Origin of the sequence: Deinococcus misasensis DSM 22328 (assembly GCF_000745915.1) — a bacterium.
Taxonomy (GTDB): Bacteria; Deinococcota; Deinococci; order Deinococcales; family Deinococcaceae; genus Deinococcus_C; species Deinococcus_C misasensis.
In genome coordinates this window covers 30,096-46,229 of sequence record NZ_JQKG01000014.1, presented here as the reverse complement: position 1 = coordinate 46,229, position 16,134 = coordinate 30,096, and the positions used below count along the sequence as shown (strand labels likewise).

29 protein-coding genes and 1 tRNA gene are annotated in these 16,134 nt (G+C 59.7%); 21 read left to right on the top strand and 9 right to left on the bottom strand.

Features of this window, described 5'->3' with window-relative positions:
• Nucleotides 1–8: 8 nt before the first annotated feature.
• The 4 genes from Q371_RS10805 to Q371_RS26945 form a co-directional block, all read right to left on the bottom strand.
• Nucleotides 9–425, bottom strand: coding sequence for a hypothetical protein (locus Q371_RS10805; RefSeq protein WP_034340203.1), 417 nt, complete (start codon nucleotides 423–425; stop codon nucleotides 9–11).
• Nucleotides 426–476: 51 nt separating this feature from the next.
• Nucleotides 477–710, bottom strand: coding sequence for a hypothetical protein (locus Q371_RS10800; RefSeq protein WP_034340200.1), 234 nt, complete (start codon nucleotides 708–710; stop codon nucleotides 477–479).
• A 46-nt stretch (nucleotides 711–756) separates the two neighbouring features.
• Entirely contained in the window at nucleotides 757–966 is a 210-nt protein-coding gene (locus tag Q371_RS10795) for a hypothetical protein (RefSeq protein WP_034340198.1), read from the bottom strand.
• Nucleotides 967–1,157: 191 nt separating this feature from the next.
• Nucleotides 1,158–1,310 (bottom strand): hypothetical protein, encoded by a 153-nt coding sequence (locus Q371_RS26945; RefSeq protein WP_157442643.1) that lies wholly within the window; start codon nucleotides 1,308–1,310, stop codon nucleotides 1,158–1,160.
• Nucleotides 1,311–1,408: 98 nt separating this feature from the next.
• Between Q371_RS26945 and Q371_RS10790 the strand changes: the two genes are divergently transcribed.
• Nucleotides 1,409–1,756, top strand: a complete 348-nt coding sequence (locus tag Q371_RS10790) for a hypothetical protein (RefSeq protein ID WP_034340196.1) — start codon at nucleotides 1,409–1,411, stop codon at nucleotides 1,754–1,756.
• A 44-nt stretch (nucleotides 1,757–1,800) separates the two neighbouring features.
• Here the strand turns inward: Q371_RS10790 and Q371_RS26940 are convergent, their stop codons facing one another.
• Nucleotides 1,801–1,965, bottom strand: coding sequence for a hypothetical protein (locus tag Q371_RS26940; protein ID WP_157442642.1), 165 nt, complete (start codon nucleotides 1,963–1,965; stop codon nucleotides 1,801–1,803).
• A gap of 43 nt (nucleotides 1,966–2,008) precedes the next feature.
• Here Q371_RS26940 and Q371_RS10785 point away from each other — a divergent pair.
• A tRNA-Trp gene (locus tag Q371_RS10785) sits at nucleotides 2,009–2,086 on the top strand.
• Nucleotides 2,087–2,130: 44 nt separating this feature from the next.
• Here Q371_RS10785 and Q371_RS27545 read toward each other — a convergent pair.
• The 3 genes from Q371_RS27545 to Q371_RS10775 all read right to left on the bottom strand — a co-directional run bounded on the left by Q371_RS27545 (nucleotide 2,131) and on the right by Q371_RS10775 (nucleotide 3,452).
• Entirely contained in the window at nucleotides 2,131–2,283 is a 153-nt protein-coding gene (locus Q371_RS27545) for a hypothetical protein (RefSeq protein ID WP_169743829.1), read from the bottom strand.
• A gap of 108 nt (nucleotides 2,284–2,391) precedes the next feature.
• Complete coding sequence (locus Q371_RS25615; protein WP_157442641.1) at nucleotides 2,392–3,057, bottom strand: YgjP-like metallopeptidase domain-containing protein; 666 nt, start codon at nucleotides 3,055–3,057, stop codon at nucleotides 2,392–2,394.
• A 56-nt stretch (nucleotides 3,058–3,113) separates the two neighbouring features.
• Nucleotides 3,114–3,452, bottom strand: a complete 339-nt coding sequence (locus Q371_RS10775) for a hypothetical protein (protein ID WP_157442640.1) — start codon at nucleotides 3,450–3,452, stop codon at nucleotides 3,114–3,116.
• A gap of 124 nt (nucleotides 3,453–3,576) precedes the next feature.
• Between Q371_RS10775 and Q371_RS25610 the strand changes: the two genes are divergently transcribed.
• The 3 genes from Q371_RS25610 to Q371_RS10760 all read left to right on the top strand — a co-directional run bounded on the left by Q371_RS25610 (nucleotide 3,577) and on the right by Q371_RS10760 (nucleotide 5,848).
• Nucleotides 3,577–4,227, top strand: a complete 651-nt coding sequence (locus Q371_RS25610; protein ID WP_157442639.1) for a terminase small subunit — start codon at nucleotides 3,577–3,579, stop codon at nucleotides 4,225–4,227.
• Nucleotides 4,227–5,504, top strand: a complete 1,278-nt coding sequence (locus tag Q371_RS10765; RefSeq protein ID WP_051964087.1) for a PBSX family phage terminase large subunit — start codon at nucleotides 4,227–4,229, stop codon at nucleotides 5,502–5,504. Before Q371_RS25610 ends, Q371_RS10765 begins: the two co-directional genes overlap by 1 nt.
• Nucleotides 5,505–5,593: 89 nt before the next feature.
• Entirely contained in the window at nucleotides 5,594–5,848 is a 255-nt protein-coding gene (locus Q371_RS10760) for a hypothetical protein (protein ID WP_034340190.1), read from the top strand.
• Nucleotides 5,849–5,885: 37 nt separating this feature from the next.
• On the opposite strand, the gene Q371_RS10755 is transcribed toward Q371_RS10760, so the two are convergent.
• Nucleotides 5,886–6,101, bottom strand: a complete 216-nt coding sequence (locus Q371_RS10755; protein WP_034340187.1) for a hypothetical protein — start codon at nucleotides 6,099–6,101, stop codon at nucleotides 5,886–5,888.
• Nucleotides 6,102–6,163: 62 nt separating this feature from the next.
• On the opposite strand from Q371_RS10755, the gene Q371_RS10750 reads away from it, so the two are divergent.
• The 16 genes from Q371_RS10750 (at nucleotide 6,164) to Q371_RS10675 (ending at nucleotide 16,110) form a co-directional block, all read left to right on the top strand.
• Entirely contained in the window at nucleotides 6,164–7,528 is a 1,365-nt protein-coding gene (locus Q371_RS10750) for a phage portal protein family protein (protein WP_034340185.1), read from the top strand.
• On the top strand, nucleotides 7,521–8,060 hold the full coding sequence (locus Q371_RS10745) for a hypothetical protein (protein ID WP_157442638.1): 540 nt from the start codon (nucleotides 7,521–7,523) through the stop codon (nucleotides 8,058–8,060). The genes Q371_RS10750 and Q371_RS10745 overlap by 8 nt, the downstream gene beginning before the upstream one ends.
• Nucleotides 8,008–9,645 carry a S49 family peptidase gene (locus tag Q371_RS25605; protein ID WP_051964085.1) on the top strand — a complete coding sequence of 546 codons (1,638 nt, stop codon included), beginning with the start codon at nucleotides 8,008–8,010 and terminating at the stop codon, nucleotides 9,643–9,645. The genes Q371_RS10745 and Q371_RS25605 overlap by 53 nt, the downstream gene beginning before the upstream one ends.
• A gap of 33 nt (nucleotides 9,646–9,678) precedes the next feature.
• Nucleotides 9,679–10,086 carry a structural cement protein Gp24 gene (locus Q371_RS10735; protein ID WP_034340176.1) on the top strand — a complete coding sequence of 136 codons (408 nt, stop codon included), beginning with the start codon at nucleotides 9,679–9,681 and terminating at the stop codon, nucleotides 10,084–10,086.
• A 64-nt stretch (nucleotides 10,087–10,150) separates the two neighbouring features.
• Nucleotides 10,151–11,149 carry a hypothetical protein gene (locus Q371_RS10730; RefSeq protein WP_034340173.1) on the top strand — a complete coding sequence of 333 codons (999 nt, stop codon included), beginning with the start codon at nucleotides 10,151–10,153 and terminating at the stop codon, nucleotides 11,147–11,149.
• A 14-nt stretch (nucleotides 11,150–11,163) separates the two neighbouring features.
• Nucleotides 11,164–11,490, top strand: coding sequence for a hypothetical protein (locus Q371_RS10725; protein ID WP_034340167.1), 327 nt, complete (start codon nucleotides 11,164–11,166; stop codon nucleotides 11,488–11,490).
• Entirely contained in the window at nucleotides 11,453–11,728 is a 276-nt protein-coding gene (locus Q371_RS10720) for a hypothetical protein (RefSeq protein WP_034340147.1), read from the top strand. Before Q371_RS10725 ends, Q371_RS10720 begins: the two co-directional genes overlap by 38 nt.
• A 3-nt stretch (nucleotides 11,729–11,731) precedes the next feature.
• On the top strand, nucleotides 11,732–12,175 hold the full coding sequence (locus Q371_RS10715; RefSeq protein ID WP_034340144.1) for a hypothetical protein: 444 nt from the start codon (nucleotides 11,732–11,734) through the stop codon (nucleotides 12,173–12,175).
• A complete protein-coding gene (locus Q371_RS10710) occupies nucleotides 12,172–12,510 on the top strand; it encodes a hypothetical protein (RefSeq protein ID WP_034340142.1) in 339 nt (112 codons plus the stop codon). The genes Q371_RS10715 and Q371_RS10710 overlap by 4 nt, the downstream gene beginning before the upstream one ends.
• Nucleotides 12,507–12,971, top strand: a complete 465-nt coding sequence (locus tag Q371_RS10705; RefSeq protein ID WP_034340138.1) for a hypothetical protein — start codon at nucleotides 12,507–12,509, stop codon at nucleotides 12,969–12,971. Before Q371_RS10710 ends, Q371_RS10705 begins: the two co-directional genes overlap by 4 nt.
• Complete coding sequence (locus Q371_RS10700; protein WP_034340135.1) at nucleotides 12,968–13,414, top strand: hypothetical protein; 447 nt, start codon at nucleotides 12,968–12,970, stop codon at nucleotides 13,412–13,414. Before Q371_RS10705 ends, Q371_RS10700 begins: the two co-directional genes overlap by 4 nt.
• Nucleotides 13,411–13,683 carry a hypothetical protein gene (locus tag Q371_RS10695; protein ID WP_034340132.1) on the top strand — a complete coding sequence of 91 codons (273 nt, stop codon included), beginning with the start codon at nucleotides 13,411–13,413 and terminating at the stop codon, nucleotides 13,681–13,683. Before Q371_RS10700 ends, Q371_RS10695 begins: the two co-directional genes overlap by 4 nt.
• The gene (locus Q371_RS10690; protein WP_034340129.1) at nucleotides 13,683–14,657 is read left to right on the top strand and encodes a hypothetical protein; all 975 of its coding nucleotides are present in this window, start codon (nucleotides 13,683–13,685) and stop codon (nucleotides 14,655–14,657) included. The genes Q371_RS10695 and Q371_RS10690 overlap by 1 nt, the downstream gene beginning before the upstream one ends.
• 106 nt (nucleotides 14,658–14,763) lie before the next feature.
• A complete protein-coding gene (locus Q371_RS10685; RefSeq protein ID WP_034340126.1) occupies nucleotides 14,764–15,267 on the top strand; it encodes a hypothetical protein in 504 nt (167 codons plus the stop codon).
• The gene (locus Q371_RS10680; protein ID WP_157442637.1) at nucleotides 15,237–15,491 is read left to right on the top strand and encodes a hypothetical protein; all 255 of its coding nucleotides are present in this window, start codon (nucleotides 15,237–15,239) and stop codon (nucleotides 15,489–15,491) included. The genes Q371_RS10685 and Q371_RS10680 overlap by 31 nt, the downstream gene beginning before the upstream one ends.
• A 64-nt stretch (nucleotides 15,492–15,555) precedes the next feature.
• Nucleotides 15,556–16,110, top strand: coding sequence for a hypothetical protein (locus tag Q371_RS10675; protein ID WP_034340123.1), 555 nt, complete (start codon nucleotides 15,556–15,558; stop codon nucleotides 16,108–16,110).
• Nucleotides 16,111–16,134: the final 24 nt, after the last annotated feature.

The following is a 16,134-nucleotide window of genomic DNA, read 5'->3' as shown; positions in this document are numbered from 1 at the left end:
AAATGGGGTTACTGCTTGCTTGGTCCAAGGTCGAGGCGGATAGCTTGCTGCTGTTTTTTGGTCATGCGTTTCGCTTTGCAGTTCACCAGCAGGGGTTCGCCATCCGAGCCCCGCACATCCAGCAGATCGCCAGTCACAAAAAAGGCAGGAACCTCATCCGAGATGCAAAAAGCAGCAGAAATTTGGTCGATACCATCCAGCATGATGATGTAAGAGCCGGTGTTGATACTCCGGTATGCCTGATAAACACTTACTCCGGCCTCAAGGGTGTTTGAGCGGTGGTTCCGGGATTTTCCGCCTTCTGGGAGTGCCCCAAAACGAATAAAACAGGGGGTGTACTTGGTAGGGTCTTGCAGTCTGGTTTCCCACCAAGTGAGGTCTTTTGGATTGATGTGTCCTGCTGGGTAGGCAAACAGCTGGCTCATGGTGGTCTCCTGTGAAAAAGGCCCCCGAAGGGGCCAGAGAGGGAATGAGGTTTAGAACTGGTGGATTTCTCGGTATTGACCACAGTGATGGGCAAACTCCTCGTCGCCCATTTCGCTGATGTCTACGGCCTCCACGCCTTCCCAGTCGCCGTCCTGAGCTTTCAGGGTTTCCACTTCCTGCTCGTTCAGGGCATCGGTCCAGTACTCCTGTTGGTTGTCGGAGTCGAGGGCGTAACCAAATTTTTCGCCGGAGGTAAGGTGTTGGACAATGCGTTGCAATTTCATTTTGGTCTCCAGTGCCGGATTTGCCCGTCCGGCTCGGGAGGAGGAATTACCAGTTGATGTAGGTGGCTTCTGCATCGCTGGAGATCAGGCCAGCACGTTTCAGTTGGGAAATGAAGCCTTTGGCGGTTTTGTTGGCTTTGAATTGGCTGTTGCCTTTGATTTGGGTGTATGCGCCCTCGGTGGCTTGGCGGGTGAAGAGGCCTTCTCCATTGCTGTTGGTGGCGTACACTTTGCTTCCGAATTCAACTCGTTTCATTTCGTACCGTCCTGATCATCGAGCGGGATTTTGTGGAGTGCTCTCTGATCTGAGATCAGTATATACTCAATTATTGAGTATGTCAACACTTGAGACTGCATCAGGGAAACCCCTAAAATGAAGACGCCCCCTGTTGGGGGCACCGTCCAAACCCGAGGCAGCGAGTGGAGTCGCCCTCGGGACTTTTCATTTCAGCCCGGCAAATCAGGAGGCCGTACAAACACATGCCCACCATCACACTGCCCCACCGGCCCCTCCGGCCTCGGGTGCGCCTGCATGTAATCCCAGACCTCCTGAAAGTGCCTCAAAATTTCCTCTCTGGTTTTCTTGCGTTTTCTGGCCATGCCCCAGTGTGTCACCCGAAGGCGACAACCTTGACCGGATCGTCAAAAATGCTACACTAAACTGTACCCTCAAAAACCTTACCGCAACGGAGAAAACCATGTTTCACGAACACGTGAATCAGGTGGTCTGGAAGCCTGAGCATGCCAACAGCATCCGCGAGCAACTCGACCGCCTCGGAATCCATGCCAGCATCCGAAGCATCCTCAACGGCCAGAGCCCACCAGCGGAAGCCAAAATCCGCATGCTGGCCCTCGTGAACCAGCGCTTGGAACGCCCAGCCCTCACCCTCGATGACGGCATGGGCACCACATGGACGGTCTACCCCACCCGAAGGACCCCAGAGGAGCAACGGCAGGCCACACAAGCGGCTGCGCGGATCCCACTGGCCTTCCGGTCCAGCGTGAAGGCAGCAGAGGTACACAGACGCCCCCACCCGGCAGACTGAATATTCTCACCCAAGAGAATGTCTCCCGTGGGAGAGATCAGAGATCAGGAGGTGCACATGGCAAAACCAAAGGTCAAACCAGCACACCACTCCCAGAAGGCCAGAAAAGTACTCTGGCGGAAAATCAGGGCCACCCGCAACAGCAGGAGGTGATCCAGCGTCTCGCAGCCATGCGTTAAATGGCCTGACCCCGCAATTCGTCGCTTCATGACCCCTCCTAAAGGCCCCAGCCTGCACACCTGGGGCCAGCATGGGACTGTAGCTCAATCTGGTAGAGCACCCGCCTCCAAACCGGGTGGTTGCAAGGTTCAAATCCTGCCGGTCCTGCCAAAAAAAATCCCCGAACGGAATCGGGGAGTGCGTGGCCACCTGTGTTACTTCTTCTTGTTCAGGTGTGCCTGTGACAGCACGGATCCAGCGAGGCTCTTGGCGGTTTTGCTGGAACTGTTGCTCTGGAGTACCTTGCTGGCTTTGCTGGCCATCGCGGCACTGGACTGCTTGGTGTTCGTTCCTTTTTTAGCTCCCATCGTTCACCTCCCCTTAACATTATGCCAGAAACGTAATGATTTTGGGGTGTTTTCAGGGGCCAAACGGAATAAGTAAAACCACCTGCAACATGTCGCACACGACACTTCCTAAGGGATTTCATGGAGGTCACACGACCTGCCGTGCTCCTTCAACCACGTCACGGCATTCCGGGCATCCGGGCATAACCTCCAGAGGTCCGCCTGCTTCCCACTGGCCTTGCAGGCAGCGACAGCCAGCAGGTACCGCAGGGCGAAAGGTGCGAGCATCGCAGCACGCCAGTCCACGGAAACCAGACCGCGCCTGCTGACCTTCACCCACCCCGTCACGTCCCTCACCTGCACGCCAGTCAGGGGAAAACGCAACTCTCTGGCGGTGTCCTCCATCGGGCCTTGCAGGTGCTCCCGGATCCGCTGGGTAAACGCCTCAATCAGGTGCCTTCTGGAGTCACTGGCCGGAACGTGAATCCAGTGCCCATCCCGCACGAAAAGCACATCCGTCCGGTCCTCCAACCGGAGACGCCAGTTCTCACCCCGGTGCCGGACACTGCGGGCATTCTCGAACACCACGGGCCTCAACCCCTGCTGGTGTTTTTGCACGGTCTCCCAGAGGGAGTCATGCCGGTCAGCTATTGCCTTCAGGATCAGGTGCTCTGGTGCCCCCTCTGGTGCCCGGACGTTCACGCTCCCGTCATTCTCGACGTTGATGGCCAGCGTTTTTCTGGCGCAGCGAATCAGGGTGAAGTGGATGTTGCCAACGGTCAGTGTTTCTTGCATGGTATCCCTCCAAAAAAGCCCGGCTTTCACCGGGCATATTCTCAGCAGTGAGAATTTCAGGCGTTCAGCATCCCCCGCTCACTGCGGGTGGCAGCCTGCACCAGCTCGAAGCTGTGGAAGGTCAGGTTGCACATCACCCGCACGATGCCTTCCTGTCCTGGAAGGGTGCTGCACACGGCCACCTCCCTGAGGATCCGGTCACGGGTGGCCATGGGTGCCTGCATGATCCCTTCTGCAATCCAGCGGACGTCACTGGAACCGAGGTTGTGCTGGCCTTGCAGCCCGAGGATGAACCCGATGTTGCGACGCTTCTCCCTGCTGATCTCGGAAAGGGCCTTCACGAGTTGGCTTTTTGCACTGGGGGCTTTTCTCTGGGTGGGTTGGGTGTTCAGCATGTGGTCCTCCATGGGATTTCAGGTGTGCTGTCTGCACTGCCTTGATGTTTTTTATTCTAGTCCAGAATAATAATTATTTCAATAGTTAGAATTGTTCTACTGAGTCTAAAGAAAGGATGTGACCATGGCCCCGCAAAAACCCCCCACCAACACCAAACGGGGCAAAACCAAAACACCCCCCACCCAAAAAAAACCACCCAAAACACCCAGAACCCTCACCAACATGCAAGAACGCTTCTGCGACGAATACATGGTGGACCTCAACGCAACCAAAGCCGCCATCCGCGCAGGCTACAGCCCCAAAAGCGCCCACGTCATCGCCCACGACCTCCTTAAAAATCCCTTAGTCGCACAACACATCACCACCCTCAAACGCAAAAAGGCACAAAAAAACGAAATCACCGCCCAACGCGTCATCGAAGAACTCGCAGCCATCGCCTTCAGCAGCACCCGAGACCTCGGCGTATGGGACGCAGACGGACTCACCCCCTACCCCTCCAGCATCCTCACCCGAGACGAAGCCGCCAGCGTCAAACGCGTCAAAATGAAGAAGACCATCAGCCAGGTCTCCGAACTGGTCACGGACACCACCATCGAAATCGAAATCCAGCAGCACGACAAACTCGCTGCCCTCGACAAACTCGCCAAGCACTTCGGCATCTACAAAGAAGCTGGCGACGATGGCAAGAACTCCGGCCTGCTGCAACTCGCCCAGCTCATGGCCCAGAAGCGCGCAGAGCACGAGGCAAAAAAACAACCTGGGGATGAAAGCTGATGTGGACGCCAATCGCTGGCCCTCCAGAGGACAGCATCTGGGAGTCCACCGGGCGTTACAACATCTGGGATGGACCAGTCCGCTCAGGCAAAACCGTCCACTCCCTGATCCGCTGGCTGGAATTCGTGATCACCGCCCCCAGAGGCGACCTGTGGATGATCGGCAAGACCCTCGGAGCTCTCGAAAGGAACATCCTTGCGCCCCTGCGGGAGTTCACGGGTGGCCTGTTCGACTACAGCACCAGCGCAGGCAAAGCGTGGTTCGCAGGCCGGGAAATCTACATCCTCGGGGCCAGCAACAAAGACGCAGAAGGCCGGATCCGCGGGAGCACAGCAGCAGGGATTTACGGCGATGAGGTTACCCTCTGGCCCGCTGAGGTCTTCAAGCAGTGCGGTCTCCGCCTTTCCGTCAGGGGCGCAAAGTTCTTCATCACCACCAACCCGGACGGCCCGTTCCACTGGCTGAAAACCGAGTACATCGACAAGATGGCCAGCCTGAACCTCCGGCGTTTCACGTGGCCCATCAGCGCAAACACCACCCTCGACCCCGACTACATCAAAGCCCTCGAAGCCGAGTACGTGGGCCTCTGGTACAAGCGGTTCATCCTCGGCCTCTGGGTGGCAGCGGAAGGCGCCATCTTCGATTTTTTCGACGAGGCCCTGCACACCACCCTCAACCTTCCAGAGCCCGACTACCAGTACGTCGCCATCGATTACGGCACCAGCAACGCCACGGTGTTCGGCCTGTTCGGAGCGTTACGCAACCCCACCGGGATTGTGGATGCCAGCGGGCGTTACGCCACCCCCCAGGTGTGGCTGGCCGATGAGTACCACCACTCTGGCCGGGACACTGGACGCCAGAAGACCGATGCCGAGTACGCCGATGACTTCGAGGCGTGGCTGGCCGGGCGGAAGATCGACCACATTTACCTTGACCCGAGTGCCGCCAGTTTCAGGGTGGAGCTCATCAAACGCGGGTACAGGGTGCTGGATGCGAAGAACGATGTGATCAACGGCATCCGGTTCCACGCCCAGTGCCTGCACACCGGACGCTACATGGTTGCCCGTCACTGCCGGAATGTCATCCGGGAGTACAGTGCTTACCTCTGGGACCCCAAAGCTCAAGCCCGAGGCGAGGACAAGCCTTTGAAGGTGCACGATCACGGCATGGACATGAGCCGGTACGGTCTGTACAGCGAATTCGGCATTGAGAAAGTGAAACTCAACCTCACTGGGATGCAGGTCATTGGGGGAACCCAGACCAGCCTCTGGAAGTGAGTCCAGCACAACAAAAAACCACCGCTCACCAGAATGGCTTTTAAGGGGCCTCGAAAAACAGGTGAGGGGTTTCATACCTAGGAGGAAGCATGAACATCAGCAGGCAAGCGGTTTTACTGGGCGTGGCAGGTGCACTGCTCGGATCCAGTCAGGTGGAAGCCATCAAAAACGGCCAAAGGGAAGCGTTCGAGCGCACCCTATTTCGTGACCCACCTCCCAGCAAGCCCCACAAGCGCAAGGCTGCCAGTAAAACATGGACTGGCCCCAGCAAGCCCAGCAAGACAGAACGCAAGCGCATGAAAACCAACCCCAGAGCCAGCAAACGCAGGCGGAAAGGCAGGTAGGGTTTTCGAATAGCGTCCCGCTATACGGGGGTAAACGCTACTTCCTGCCCCTCACGGCCTCACCCAGCAGTCTCCCGAGGGCTTTGCTTCTGGCGTAAGGGGTCCCGAAGGACTCCAGCCAGTCATCCAGCAAGGCAGCATCCTCGGGGGCCACGCTGGCTCTCAGACGGTAAAGTTTCCGCTTCGACGGCTTCTTGCCGGGGGTGAGGTTCTGGGTGTTGCCTCTGGCAGACTGGGTTTTATTCTTCCGCATGAAAATATTCTATTTCGAATAGCGTCCCGCTATACGGGGGTAAACGCACAGAAAGGAGGGACATGGCCAGAAGTGACCTCGCAAAATACGGCACTGGGAAATCCAGTGCCTACATCGTCCACGACCCCCCAGAGTTGAGGGGCACCACCGCAGCCCGCACCTACCAACGCATCCGGGACACGGACCCCGTGGTCGGCAGCGTCATGCTGCTGGTCGAGTCGGTCATCAAGCGGGTGGAGTGGCGGGCGAAACCCAACAGCCTCATCCCAGAGGACGCTCGCGCCATCGCCGAAGCTGAGTTTCTGGATTCCTGTCTGCACGACATGGAGGACCCTTGGTCTGCCGTCACCGTGACCGCCATGAGCATGCTCACCCACGGGTGGTGCGTCTTCGAAGAACTCTGGAAATTTAGACGCGGTCCAACCGGGAAGCCGGAAACGAACAGCCGATTCACAGACGGCAGGCTCGGCCTCCGCAACCTCGACTACAGACCACAAACCAGCCTCCTCGAATGGCAAGAAGACCAGGACGGCAAACCCACCGCGATGCGCCAGAGCGCAGACCAAACCTACACCGTCCCCCTCAGCAAGTGCCTGTTCCTCCGCACCACCCACGCTCACCCCTACGGGCGAAGCTTCCTCCGCAACGTCTACAGGCCCTTCTACTTCCAGACCAAACTGGAAGAAATTGAGGCCATCGGCGTGGAACGCGACCTCGCAGGCATCCCCAAAGCGGAAGTGCCCCTCGAACTCCTCCAGCCCAGACAGCCCGGAGAGACCGACGAGCAGTACTCCGCAAGGCAAAGCGTCCTCCGCAACATCGAGGAGAACCTGCAAGCCCTCCGGCAAGACCAGAGGGCCTACGTCATCTTCCCCGCCGAGACCACCTTCGTGCAGATCGACAACCGCGTCCAGTCGGTCCCCACCGGGTACAAGTTCGGGCTGATCAGCGCAGCGGGCACCAGAGCGCACGACACCGACAAAATCATCCGGCGTTACGGGAGTCGCATCGCTCAAGCCCTGCTGGCCGAATTCATCATGCTCGGCATCGAAAAGAGCGGCAGTGAAGCCCTCTCGACCGACAAAACGAAACTGTTCCTCGCAGCCCTCAGTGGGATTCTGGACAGCATCGCCGATGAATTCAACCGCGTGACCCTCCCGAAACTCATGCAGTTCAACGGGATTCTACCAGAGTACTGGCCGACCCTTGAGCACGGCAGCCTGAGCGAAACGGCATTGCAGCAGATCGCTGAGGCCCTCGCCAGCCTCGCCAACGCTGGCTTCATCACCCCAGATGACCCCACCGAGGCGCACCTGCGGATGCTCGCTGGCCTCCCAGCGCACGACCCCGCAACGGCCAGACGGCAAACCCCGGAGCCAGCACCCCCAGAGCCAACCGCAACCCAGACGGGAGACCAGAATGCTTGATGTTCCAGAGAACCTCAGCGATCACGGTATGAAGCACACCTTCGATCAGGACGCCAACAGCCTCTGCACCAGCCTGCACGCCCTCCTGCACGACCCCGCAGCCCTCCAGTTGCAGGCCAACACCACGTACACCCTGCAACTCGAAGCCCTCCAGCACGGCTTTCTGGTCCTCCCCCAACTCACCCTCTCGGGTGCCGTGCTGCCAGAGGCCGTCTTCAGGGAGTGGGTGCTGCTGGTTCTGGAGCAAGCGCAGGACGAAAACGAACCCACCGGGTTCCTCCTCGACCACAAATCCCAAGCGGACCTCACAGGGTACTTCCACCGCATCGCGTGCGTGGTGCACCCAGAGGGGCTGGTGTCCATCAGCAACAACCACATGCAGGACGTTTACTCCCTCCCCATCGAGGACTTCCTGAAGCAATTCAGCCCGTGGGTGACCGCCACCCATTCCGTAGTGCCCCTGAAAGGAGGCGAACCTCATGCCAGCGAAGGCGATTCAACCGCGCCACCTGCTGACCGCGTTCTTGCGTGAACCATGGGCGATCAGCCCAGCCATGCACGACACCATCTACAGCATCCTCATGGAGCGCATGGATGGCGTGAAACCCGACATCGAAACCATCCAGAGCCGAATCGAGGGCATCAAGTACGGCTCTTCCCGCTCTGGTTACTCCGGTGGCGATGCCACTGGTGACGGTGTCGGCATCGTGAGCCTCTACGGGGTGATCTTCAGCCGTGCCCAGAGCATGGAAAGGTTGTCCGGGGCCACCAACCCGCAGTACTTCGCCAGCCTCGTCAACCAGTTCGCTCGGGATGCCAACATCAAAACCATCATCCTCGACATCGACAGCCCCGGAGGGACCGTCAACGGACTCGATGTCGCAGCAGCAGCCGTCCAGAACGCCCGGAAGCGAGGCAAAAAAGTCTACGCGGTGGTGGGCGGTCAGGCGTGCAGTGCCGGATACTACATTGCCTCGCAGGCAGATGAGATCCTCGTCGGGGCTGGGAGTGCAGTCGGGTGCATCGGCGTGATCATGACGCACTACGACTACAGCAAGTACCTCCGCTCAGAGGGCATCGAGCCGACCGTCATCCGATCCACGGACGTGAAAACCCTCGGCACGGCAACGGAACCCATGAAAGGGAAAGCGGAGGAGCAAACCCGCTCGATCATCAAGCGGTACCACCAGAACTTCGTTGCTGCTGTCGCCTCTGGCCGGGGCATTGCGGAGAAGAAAGTTCAGGGTTGGGCCGAGGACATCGATCACATCTGGATGGGTCAGGAAGCCGTGGATTTGGGCCTCGCTGACCGCGTCGCCACCCTCGATGACCTCCTGACCGAACTTGGGGTTTACCCTTCCGCTGGCCCAGAGGAAACCGGAGGGGAAACCGACGATTCCGATGATGGCCCTGAAGTGGAACCCGATGACCTCGAAGCCACCCATTCCGACGCACCTGAGGCCACTGGCACTCAGTCCGAACCTGAACCCACCGCCCCTTCACCCCCACAAGGAGGACCGATGAACCTGCAAGCCATTCTCGCCAAACTGTCCGCTGGAGAAACCCTCACCGCTGAAGAGCACGCTTTCCTCCAGCAGCACCTCGCAGCCCAGAGCGCCACCCCCACACCCACCCCTCCTGCCACGCCGGACGCCAGCAACCCCGTGGACCCTCAGGCTGCCCTCGCGCAACTGCAAGCCGAGAACCAGCGTCTCGCCCTGGAACTCCAGACGCACCGTGACGTTGCGCAGGCCGAAGTGAACCGCCGTCTGGATGCCGAGTTTGGTGCTCTGGCCGAAACCCTCGGCATGACCCGAGAGGGCGGCACCCACCTGCGTGCCCTGCAAGCCTCCGCCCCTGACGCCTACAACGCCCTCCTCCCCCAATGGCAGGCCCTCGCTGCCCGCGCAAGTGCCGTGACTGACGTGACCGGCACCGGGAAAACCCCGCCCAGCACCGCCACCCAGAGTGAGGCCCTCGCTGCCTACAACAAGAAAGTGGATGAATTCGTGGCCCAAGGCAACACCCGCATGAAGGCCATGGATCTCGTGCACGCCAAACACCCCGAACTGCTGGTCGCCATTTACGGCGACCAAGTGGACCCCAGCGACGAGTAAACCCACCCCCTCACACCGCAAAGGAGCGAGACCATGCCCAAAGAGAAAATCACTTCCGCAGAAGCCTTCATCGCCACCAGCAACATCACCAACGCCCTCGGGCGGATGGTGAAACGCCAGAGCGCAGCACCCGGTTACGCCCCTGCCAGCGCAGGCACCGACGTTCCCGGAGGCATCATCTACGTGCCCGGGAAATCCCGTGGTGCAGGCGTCACCCAGTTCACCGCCACCATCGCCACTGGAGATGACGTTCACATCGCCACCGCTGGCGTGGTGCAAGTCAAACTCGGCGCGAACCTCGCAGCTGGCGCGAACGTGACCGCCAACGCTTCCGGTGTCGCCGTTGCTCCCACCTCTGGCGATTACGTCTGGGGTCAACTCATGGAGGGTGGTTCCTCTGGCGATTACGTCCCCATGATGATCAACGTCTTCAAAATCTAAGCCCCTTGGCTGAAAGGCCAACCCCCCCAGAGTACCCACCGCCCCACAGGGGCAAGGAGACACCATGTACAACCCCCGCCGTTGGAGAAACGACCCCCTGCTGACCGCCTACTCCCTCGCTTACCTTCAGGACCCTGCCCGCTTCCAAGCTGGACGCATCTTCACCGTGATGCCCGTGGAGGCCCAGAGTGGTGAGATCGCGACCTTCCCGAAAGAGTACTTCATGCAGGCCGACCTCGACATTCGCCCCATGGGACAAGGGGCCTTCGAGACCACCGTTGATGTGGTGCCCGTCACCTACGCCTGTCAGGAGTACAGCAAGCAGCTCGTAGTCGACCGTCGCATGACGGCCCAAGGCGCCAACGCTGTCGCTCAGGCTCTGGAGTCCGCGAAGGGCGTGACCCGCATGCTCGTCAACAACGGCCTGACTTTCCGCGAGAAGACTTGGGCTGACCGGTTCTTCAAGACGGGCGTGTGGACCACCGACTGGACTGGCGTGAACAGCGGGGCCAGCACCAACCAGTTCATCCGCTTCGATCAGGCCAGCGCAACCCCCATCGCCACCACCCGCGCAGCCATGAAGGCCGTCGAGGACGCCACTGGCTTACGCCCCAACACTGTTGTGATGGGCGTGGATGTCTACGAGGCCATCGTGAACGGTGCAGAGCTGAAAGGCATGTACGTTTACTCCCAAGGTGGCGTGCCCACCAAGCAGAACATCGCGGACGCTCTGGAAATCAGCGTGGACCGCCTGTTCGTGCTGGGAGCCGTGCAGGTCACCAGCAAGATCGGTGCTTCCAGCGTGACCACTGCCCGAGTGGCCAACCGCAAAGGCATGTGGGTCGGTTACGTGGACCCCAACCCCGCCCCGATGGTGCCCACCGCTGGTGCGATCTTCGCATGGACGGGCCTCCTGCCCGGCGCAACCACCGAGGACGGCGGGATCATCGAGCGCTGGTACTCCCAAGAGCGTGCCTCTGACATCGTGCGTTACACCGCAGCGTGGGGCATGGAGCAAATCGGCGCTGACCTCGGCATCTTCCTTGATCAGTGCGTGGCGTAAAGGAGAGTATTCTCATGAGCGAGAATAAGACCAGTTATTACGAGGTGCTGACTGCCGGGAATTACGAATCCACCTACCGGATTCGTGGCGAGGTGATCAGCACCGCTGACTACTCCAGCGAGTTTCTGGAGTGGCACGCCAACCGGGGGGGGCTGAAGCGCCTCCCCGCCACCGACACCCAGGTTCTGGAGGACCGCATCGCCGAACTGGAAGCCCAAGTGGCTTCCTTCAAAGGTGTTGTGGATGAACTGGGTGCCCTCAAGCAGGAATTCAGGGATTTCGTTTCCCAGTTCATCTTCGAAGATGCCCCTGAAGGCACCCCAGAGCCTGCACCCCTCTGATCCCACCCCGGAACCAGAGGCCCCTGCTGCCCGTGCACCGCAAGCAACCCCAGACCCTGAACCCACCCCGGAACCAGAGCCTCTCCCTGAGAACTTCCCCGCTCTGGACCTCCTTCAAACCGCTGGGTTCACCACCCGACAGCAAGTCCAGCAGGCAGATGATGCCACCCTGCTGGCCATCGAGGGCCTCGGGAAAGCCACCCTCGCCAAAATCCGCAGTTACCCCACAGGAGGGTAAACCATGCCCCTGAGCCCATCAGACAACCAGATGCTGGCCGTTTACGTCGGACCTGAGGCTTACGGCCAGTGGAAAGCCCTGATGACCGCTCAGGGCATCAACCCCGAGGACGTGCTGGCAACCTTCATCTCCCAGATGGGAGACGTCAGGCTCGTGGCTGCCACCGTCCTCGATTCCCTCGCTGATCCCTCGCTGGAAGCGGTTGTGGAGTCCAAGAACCGGGGCCGACTGGACACCAAAGGGCAGTGCGCAGAGTGGCGAGCGAAGGCCCGTGAGCTCCGCAACCTCGCCACCAGCCTGAACCTCCGCACGGGGATGCTCGTCGGCATGTCCAGTTTGATTCCGGCAAGTTCAGCTTTCGTGCGCAGCGACCCACCCAGAGAGACCGGGGAGAGCATGCCCGAACCGGACTGGTTCGACCGGAACAGAGGGGGTGTCGGTGAGTGAGTGCCTTTGATCGCCTCGCTGCTGCCCTCCAGCGTTTCGGCACGCAAACCGCGAGTGACCCCACCGTCTACCCGGACGTGTTCACCTCCCCTTCCCTGAGGGGGAGGCTTGAGCAGGGGGAATCGCAGGACTCCGCGACCAGCGGGGAGTACATGCAGCAAATCAACCCCGAACCGCAACTGAAACTGTTCCTCCCTCCGGGGGTGCAGTTGGAACTCGGGGACCTGCTGACCCACTCGGACGGCAGGCGCTTCGAAGTCACCCACCCCATCCACAGGGATGACCTTGTGGGCTGGGTGGTCGGGTTGCACTGGCGAGGGGGTGGTGAGTTGTGAACCTCGTCTTCAATGGGGACTGGGCGAAATTCATTGCTTTCATCCCGGACGCGAAAACCCTGCAGGACCGCACCCTCACCGCTTGGGCTGACAGAGCGGCAGCTTTCGCCAGAAGGAACGCTGTCCTTGGAGCCCTGAACAGCAATTACCTGAACAGGCGGTCAGGCCTCTACCAGAACAACATCTTCGGGAAGGTCACCGGGCCAGATGCAGCAGTACTGTCGGTCACGCACCCCGGAGCGGTCAGCAACGAAGTCGGGGCGGTCATCCGGCCAGTGCGGGCACAATACCTGCGGTTCAGGCTCTACAGGCCTGGGGACCGCACGGTACCGACCGGGAACTGGGTGCGTGCCAGAATGGTCACCATCCCTGCCCGTATGACCATCACCAAATCCGGCCTGGAAGCCGTGAATTACGTCCAGTTGAACTTCGCCCGGATTGCCACTGGAGGGTTCCCATGATCGACCCGACGCCCCTGATTGACCTGCTGCACCAGCACCTGCAAACCCAGATCGGGCAGGCCATCACCCCCAGAGCGCTCGAACAGCGTGAACTCCGCGCTGGGACCGCTGAATTTGAGGTGGTTGGCCTCGGGGAAGGCGTGGATGTCGGCGCAGGGAACACCATCACCGGGGAATCCATCGCCGGTTACGTGGCGTTCCACATGGCCCTCAACTCCACTTACGGGCAGAGGCTCGCGCTGGCCGTGACCATCAACCGGGCACTGGAGTCCTTCTGGAACAACCCCGCGTTGGAGCCGTACCATTCCGTGCTGCTTGACTTCAAGGTGGACCGAGCGAAGATCTTCCAGAATCCCCTCGTGAACACCCAGAGTGGGCCACTTTACACCATCACTGCAGACTGGACGATGACCGTCTGGCTGGAAACAGGAGTCACACCATGAAAAATTACAAGTTCAAAGGGGACACCACCGGAAGCATCCCCGGCGTGGGTTACGTGGAGCCGGGTTTCGTGATCAAGCCGGTCAACGAAACCCACCAGCAGGCCATCGAGGCAGATGGCCGCTTCTCCCCCACCACCGAAAGCCCGAGTGAGACGCCCGGTCAACGCCGGTCCCGTGAGCGGAACGAGGCCAGAGCGAAAGCCGAAAAGGCCGAGAAGGCACCCAAAGGCAAGGCCGAAAAGGCCACTCAGGAAGGAGATAAAGCCTAATGTCCAACACCGTCACCGTCCCGAACGTTGGCCGCGTCCAGACCCTCGGGTTTGGTTTGCAGACCACCAAAGGCACCGCCGTTCCTGCCACCGTCTTCTTCCCCGTCACTGGCGGGTCCGACCTCGACCCCGAATTCAGGTATGAGGAGCCCGACTTCGCAGACGGGAATTTCTTCGATGCCGTCCCTCAACTCATGGGTGTGTACTACCAGGGCAAGAGCCGCGACTTCTACCCCACCCAGAGCCTCTTGCAGTTCCTTTCCTTGCACCAACTCCGCACGGAGGCCGGGGATTACGTCGCTGCAACTGGAGTCATCACCCCTCAGGCAGCGAAGAACTGGCATGCCAACATGCCCCTCGTGCCCCTGACGATGGAGGTGAACCACCCGGTCGTGAAATTGCGCGTGACGGACGTGCAAATCTACGAATTCCGCTTGAATTTCCAACTCAGGCAGTTTTTGACTGCCAGCCTGAGCTTCCACGGCGTGAAACCCGAGAATGCTTCTGGCATTGGTGGTTTCACGTTCGCACCTGCGACCCTCGCGGAGACCGACACGTTCTACAACCACCGCGATTTGAGTGTCAGCTGGAACGGGAACCTGAAGGCCGTTGAGACCCTCACCCTCACCTTGACCATCGGACTGGCCCCAGTGGACGGCACCGGCAACGGACTGTTCATCCTCGGCTTCGAGCGGAACGCCAACATCTCCTGCACCGTCGAATTCACCATGGCTGGGTCCGACAGTGAACTTGATGCTGCATTCAGCGACACTGGGAACAGTGTGATCGTGGATGACTTCGAAGTGAAACTCCAGAAAGGGTCTGCCCTCTGGAAGGTCGTGGGCAGGGCCATGATCCAACGGAAAACCACGCCCGCTGGACTGGACCGCGTGACCACCTCCTACACCGCCAAGTTCGTGAGTGAGGACAACGCCACGCCCGGCTTTGCCGTGCACGTCACTCCCGTCCCATAACGTTTTTCCGAACCGACGCCCGTTCCCTCTGGCCACCGACAGCTAATGCCAGAGGGAACGGTTCGTGGGGACTCGCGTCGGGGTCCCCTCCAAAAAGGAAAACAGCATGGATGTGCTTGAACAATTGAAGGCCAGAAACCAGAAGTCCATTTTCGTGCGGGAAGCGAACCGCGTCTTTTACGCCTGCGAGAACCCCGAGGACCTCCCACCGGGAGACAGTGACCCCTTCGAATTCAAGATTCGCCGGGTGGATGTCACCGAGGTCACGCAGGCCGTGCTGCAAACGGTGCTCGGGCAGGACGTGCTGATCGCCCTCGCAGCCCGCAATGCTGCCGATGCAGGGGCGAAGCTCTCCGCGCTCGACAACATGCCCCCTCGGGCCAGCGACCCCCTCCCGGAGGACAAAGAAACCCTCATGTGGGAAGCGGAAGCCGTGGCGAAACGCCAGATCCTCAGGAAAGGCCTCGTCTCCCCGGCCTTCGAGGACCTGCAGGGCATCACGGACATCTACAACAACCTCCTGCACGCTGCCATCATTTACTTCTCGCAACGGGACGTGGTTTTCCCAAAGCGCCTGACGTGGCAGAACGAGAGGGGAAGCGCTGGCTGATCCTGAATGCCGTGAGCCTCCACCAGCAGGCCAAGAACGGCTACGGCAGCCCCGCGGAGCAGTACGGCATCCCCAAATCCAGCATCGAGGGGTTCTTGTTGAATCGGGCTGTGGCCATGTGGGGCAACGCTGAGGAAGGGCATGATTTCGTGCACCGGGAACACAACCGCAAGGGTGCCAGCGGTGGTCGGGGCAGGCGTGGACCGAAACCAGACAAATGGTAAGGGTTTACTCGTAGGTGTGACTGGCAACGTGTCCATGTTGCCAGCATGGTGGTAACGTGAAACCATGAAAGCACTTTTGATCACCCTGCTTGCCCTGTTGGGCTTCGCAAACGCACAGGGCTTCAAACTCAAAGGCAACGGCGCAGGCGACCTTTACCACTTCATGCCAGTAGGCGATGGAGGGTACATCAGTTACTTTGAGGAACACGATGGTTTCGTGGGGGAAGAAATCCTCACCATCACTGAAATCACCAAACTTCAACAGAAACCAGCGGAAGTCTCCTGTGTCCTCTACCTGAATTTGGGGGTGCAAGGTGGAGCCCACATCATTCAAATTCAGAAATACGCTGGGACGGTGGGGCCAGAAAGCACACTGGCATCCGGTGTGGCGCAATTGTTTCAAGGGCCACCTGATGAAACCGAGCAGAGTGTTTACTACAAAACGTTTTGTGGTGCTCACTTTGATGAATTTGCTCCAGTCTCCACGCAAACGGTGTTCATCCCAACAAATTCCCCAACAATGGGGATCAGGGTTTACCCCAATCAGACCGTGTATCTCTCCTTGAGGCTCAGGCCCGGGAACTTGATCAGTCCCTTCATCACCACACAGCAACCCTAAACCCACCCTTGCCCCTTCTGCCCG

Bases quoted from the DNA above. Each gene is read 5' to 3' on its own strand.
- Q371_RS10805 (WP_034340203.1), bottom strand. From the start codon at position 425: ATGAGCCAGCTGTTTGCCTACCCAGCAGGACACATCAATCCAAAAGAC.
- Q371_RS10720 (WP_034340147.1), top strand. From the start codon at position 11,453: ATGCCCCTGAAGGCACCCCAGAGCCTGCACCCCTCTGATCCCACCCCG.
- Q371_RS10760 (WP_034340190.1), top strand. From the start codon at position 5,594: ATGAACATCAGCAGGCAAGCGGTTTTACTGGGCGTGGCAGGTGCACTG.
- Q371_RS10775 (WP_157442640.1), bottom strand. From the start codon at position 3,452: ATGCTGAACACCCAACCCACCCAGAGAAAAGCCCCCAGTGCAAAAAGC.
- Q371_RS10690 (WP_034340129.1), top strand. From the start codon at position 13,683: ATGTCCAACACCGTCACCGTCCCGAACGTTGGCCGCGTCCAGACCCTC.
- Q371_RS10700 (WP_034340135.1), top strand. From the start codon at position 12,968: ATGATCGACCCGACGCCCCTGATTGACCTGCTGCACCAGCACCTGCAA.
- Q371_RS26940 (WP_157442642.1), bottom strand. From the start codon at position 1,965: ATGAAGCGACGAATTGCGGGGTCAGGCCATTTAACGCATGGCTGCGAG.
- Q371_RS10795 (WP_034340198.1), bottom strand. From the start codon at position 966: ATGAAACGAGTTGAATTCGGAAGCAAAGTGTACGCCACCAACAGCAAT.
- Q371_RS10730 (WP_034340173.1), top strand. From the start codon at position 10,151: ATGTACAACCCCCGCCGTTGGAGAAACGACCCCCTGCTGACCGCCTAC.
- Q371_RS10745 (WP_157442638.1), top strand. From the start codon at position 7,521: ATGCTTGATGTTCCAGAGAACCTCAGCGATCACGGTATGAAGCACACC.
- Q371_RS25610 (WP_157442639.1), top strand. From the start codon at position 3,577: ATGGCCCCGCAAAAACCCCCCACCAACACCAAACGGGGCAAAACCAAA.
- Q371_RS10715 (WP_034340144.1), top strand. From the start codon at position 11,732: ATGCCCCTGAGCCCATCAGACAACCAGATGCTGGCCGTTTACGTCGGA.
- Q371_RS10695 (WP_034340132.1), top strand. From the start codon at position 13,411: ATGAAAAATTACAAGTTCAAAGGGGACACCACCGGAAGCATCCCCGGC.
- Q371_RS26945 (WP_157442643.1), bottom strand. From the start codon at position 1,310: ATGGCCAGAAAACGCAAGAAAACCAGAGAGGAAATTTTGAGGCACTTT.
- Q371_RS27545 (WP_169743829.1), bottom strand. From the start codon at position 2,283: ATGGGAGCTAAAAAAGGAACGAACACCAAGCAGTCCAGTGCCGCGATG.
- Q371_RS10685 (WP_034340126.1), top strand. From the start codon at position 14,764: ATGGATGTGCTTGAACAATTGAAGGCCAGAAACCAGAAGTCCATTTTC.
- Q371_RS25605 (WP_051964085.1), top strand. From the start codon at position 8,008: ATGCCAGCGAAGGCGATTCAACCGCGCCACCTGCTGACCGCGTTCTTG.
- Q371_RS10675 (WP_034340123.1), top strand. From the start codon at position 15,556: ATGAAAGCACTTTTGATCACCCTGCTTGCCCTGTTGGGCTTCGCAAAC.
- Q371_RS10765 (WP_051964087.1), top strand. From the start codon at position 4,227: ATGTGGACGCCAATCGCTGGCCCTCCAGAGGACAGCATCTGGGAGTCC.
- Q371_RS10750 (WP_034340185.1), top strand. From the start codon at position 6,164: ATGGCCAGAAGTGACCTCGCAAAATACGGCACTGGGAAATCCAGTGCC.
- Q371_RS10790 (WP_034340196.1), top strand. From the start codon at position 1,409: ATGTTTCACGAACACGTGAATCAGGTGGTCTGGAAGCCTGAGCATGCC.
- Q371_RS10800 (WP_034340200.1), bottom strand. From the start codon at position 710: ATGAAATTGCAACGCATTGTCCAACACCTTACCTCCGGCGAAAAATTT.
- Q371_RS25615 (WP_157442641.1), bottom strand. From the start codon at position 3,057: ATGCAAGAAACACTGACCGTTGGCAACATCCACTTCACCCTGATTCGC.
- Q371_RS10755 (WP_034340187.1), bottom strand. From the start codon at position 6,101: ATGCGGAAGAATAAAACCCAGTCTGCCAGAGGCAACACCCAGAACCTC.
- Q371_RS10735 (WP_034340176.1), top strand. From the start codon at position 9,679: ATGCCCAAAGAGAAAATCACTTCCGCAGAAGCCTTCATCGCCACCAGC.
- Q371_RS10725 (WP_034340167.1), top strand. From the start codon at position 11,164: ATGAGCGAGAATAAGACCAGTTATTACGAGGTGCTGACTGCCGGGAAT.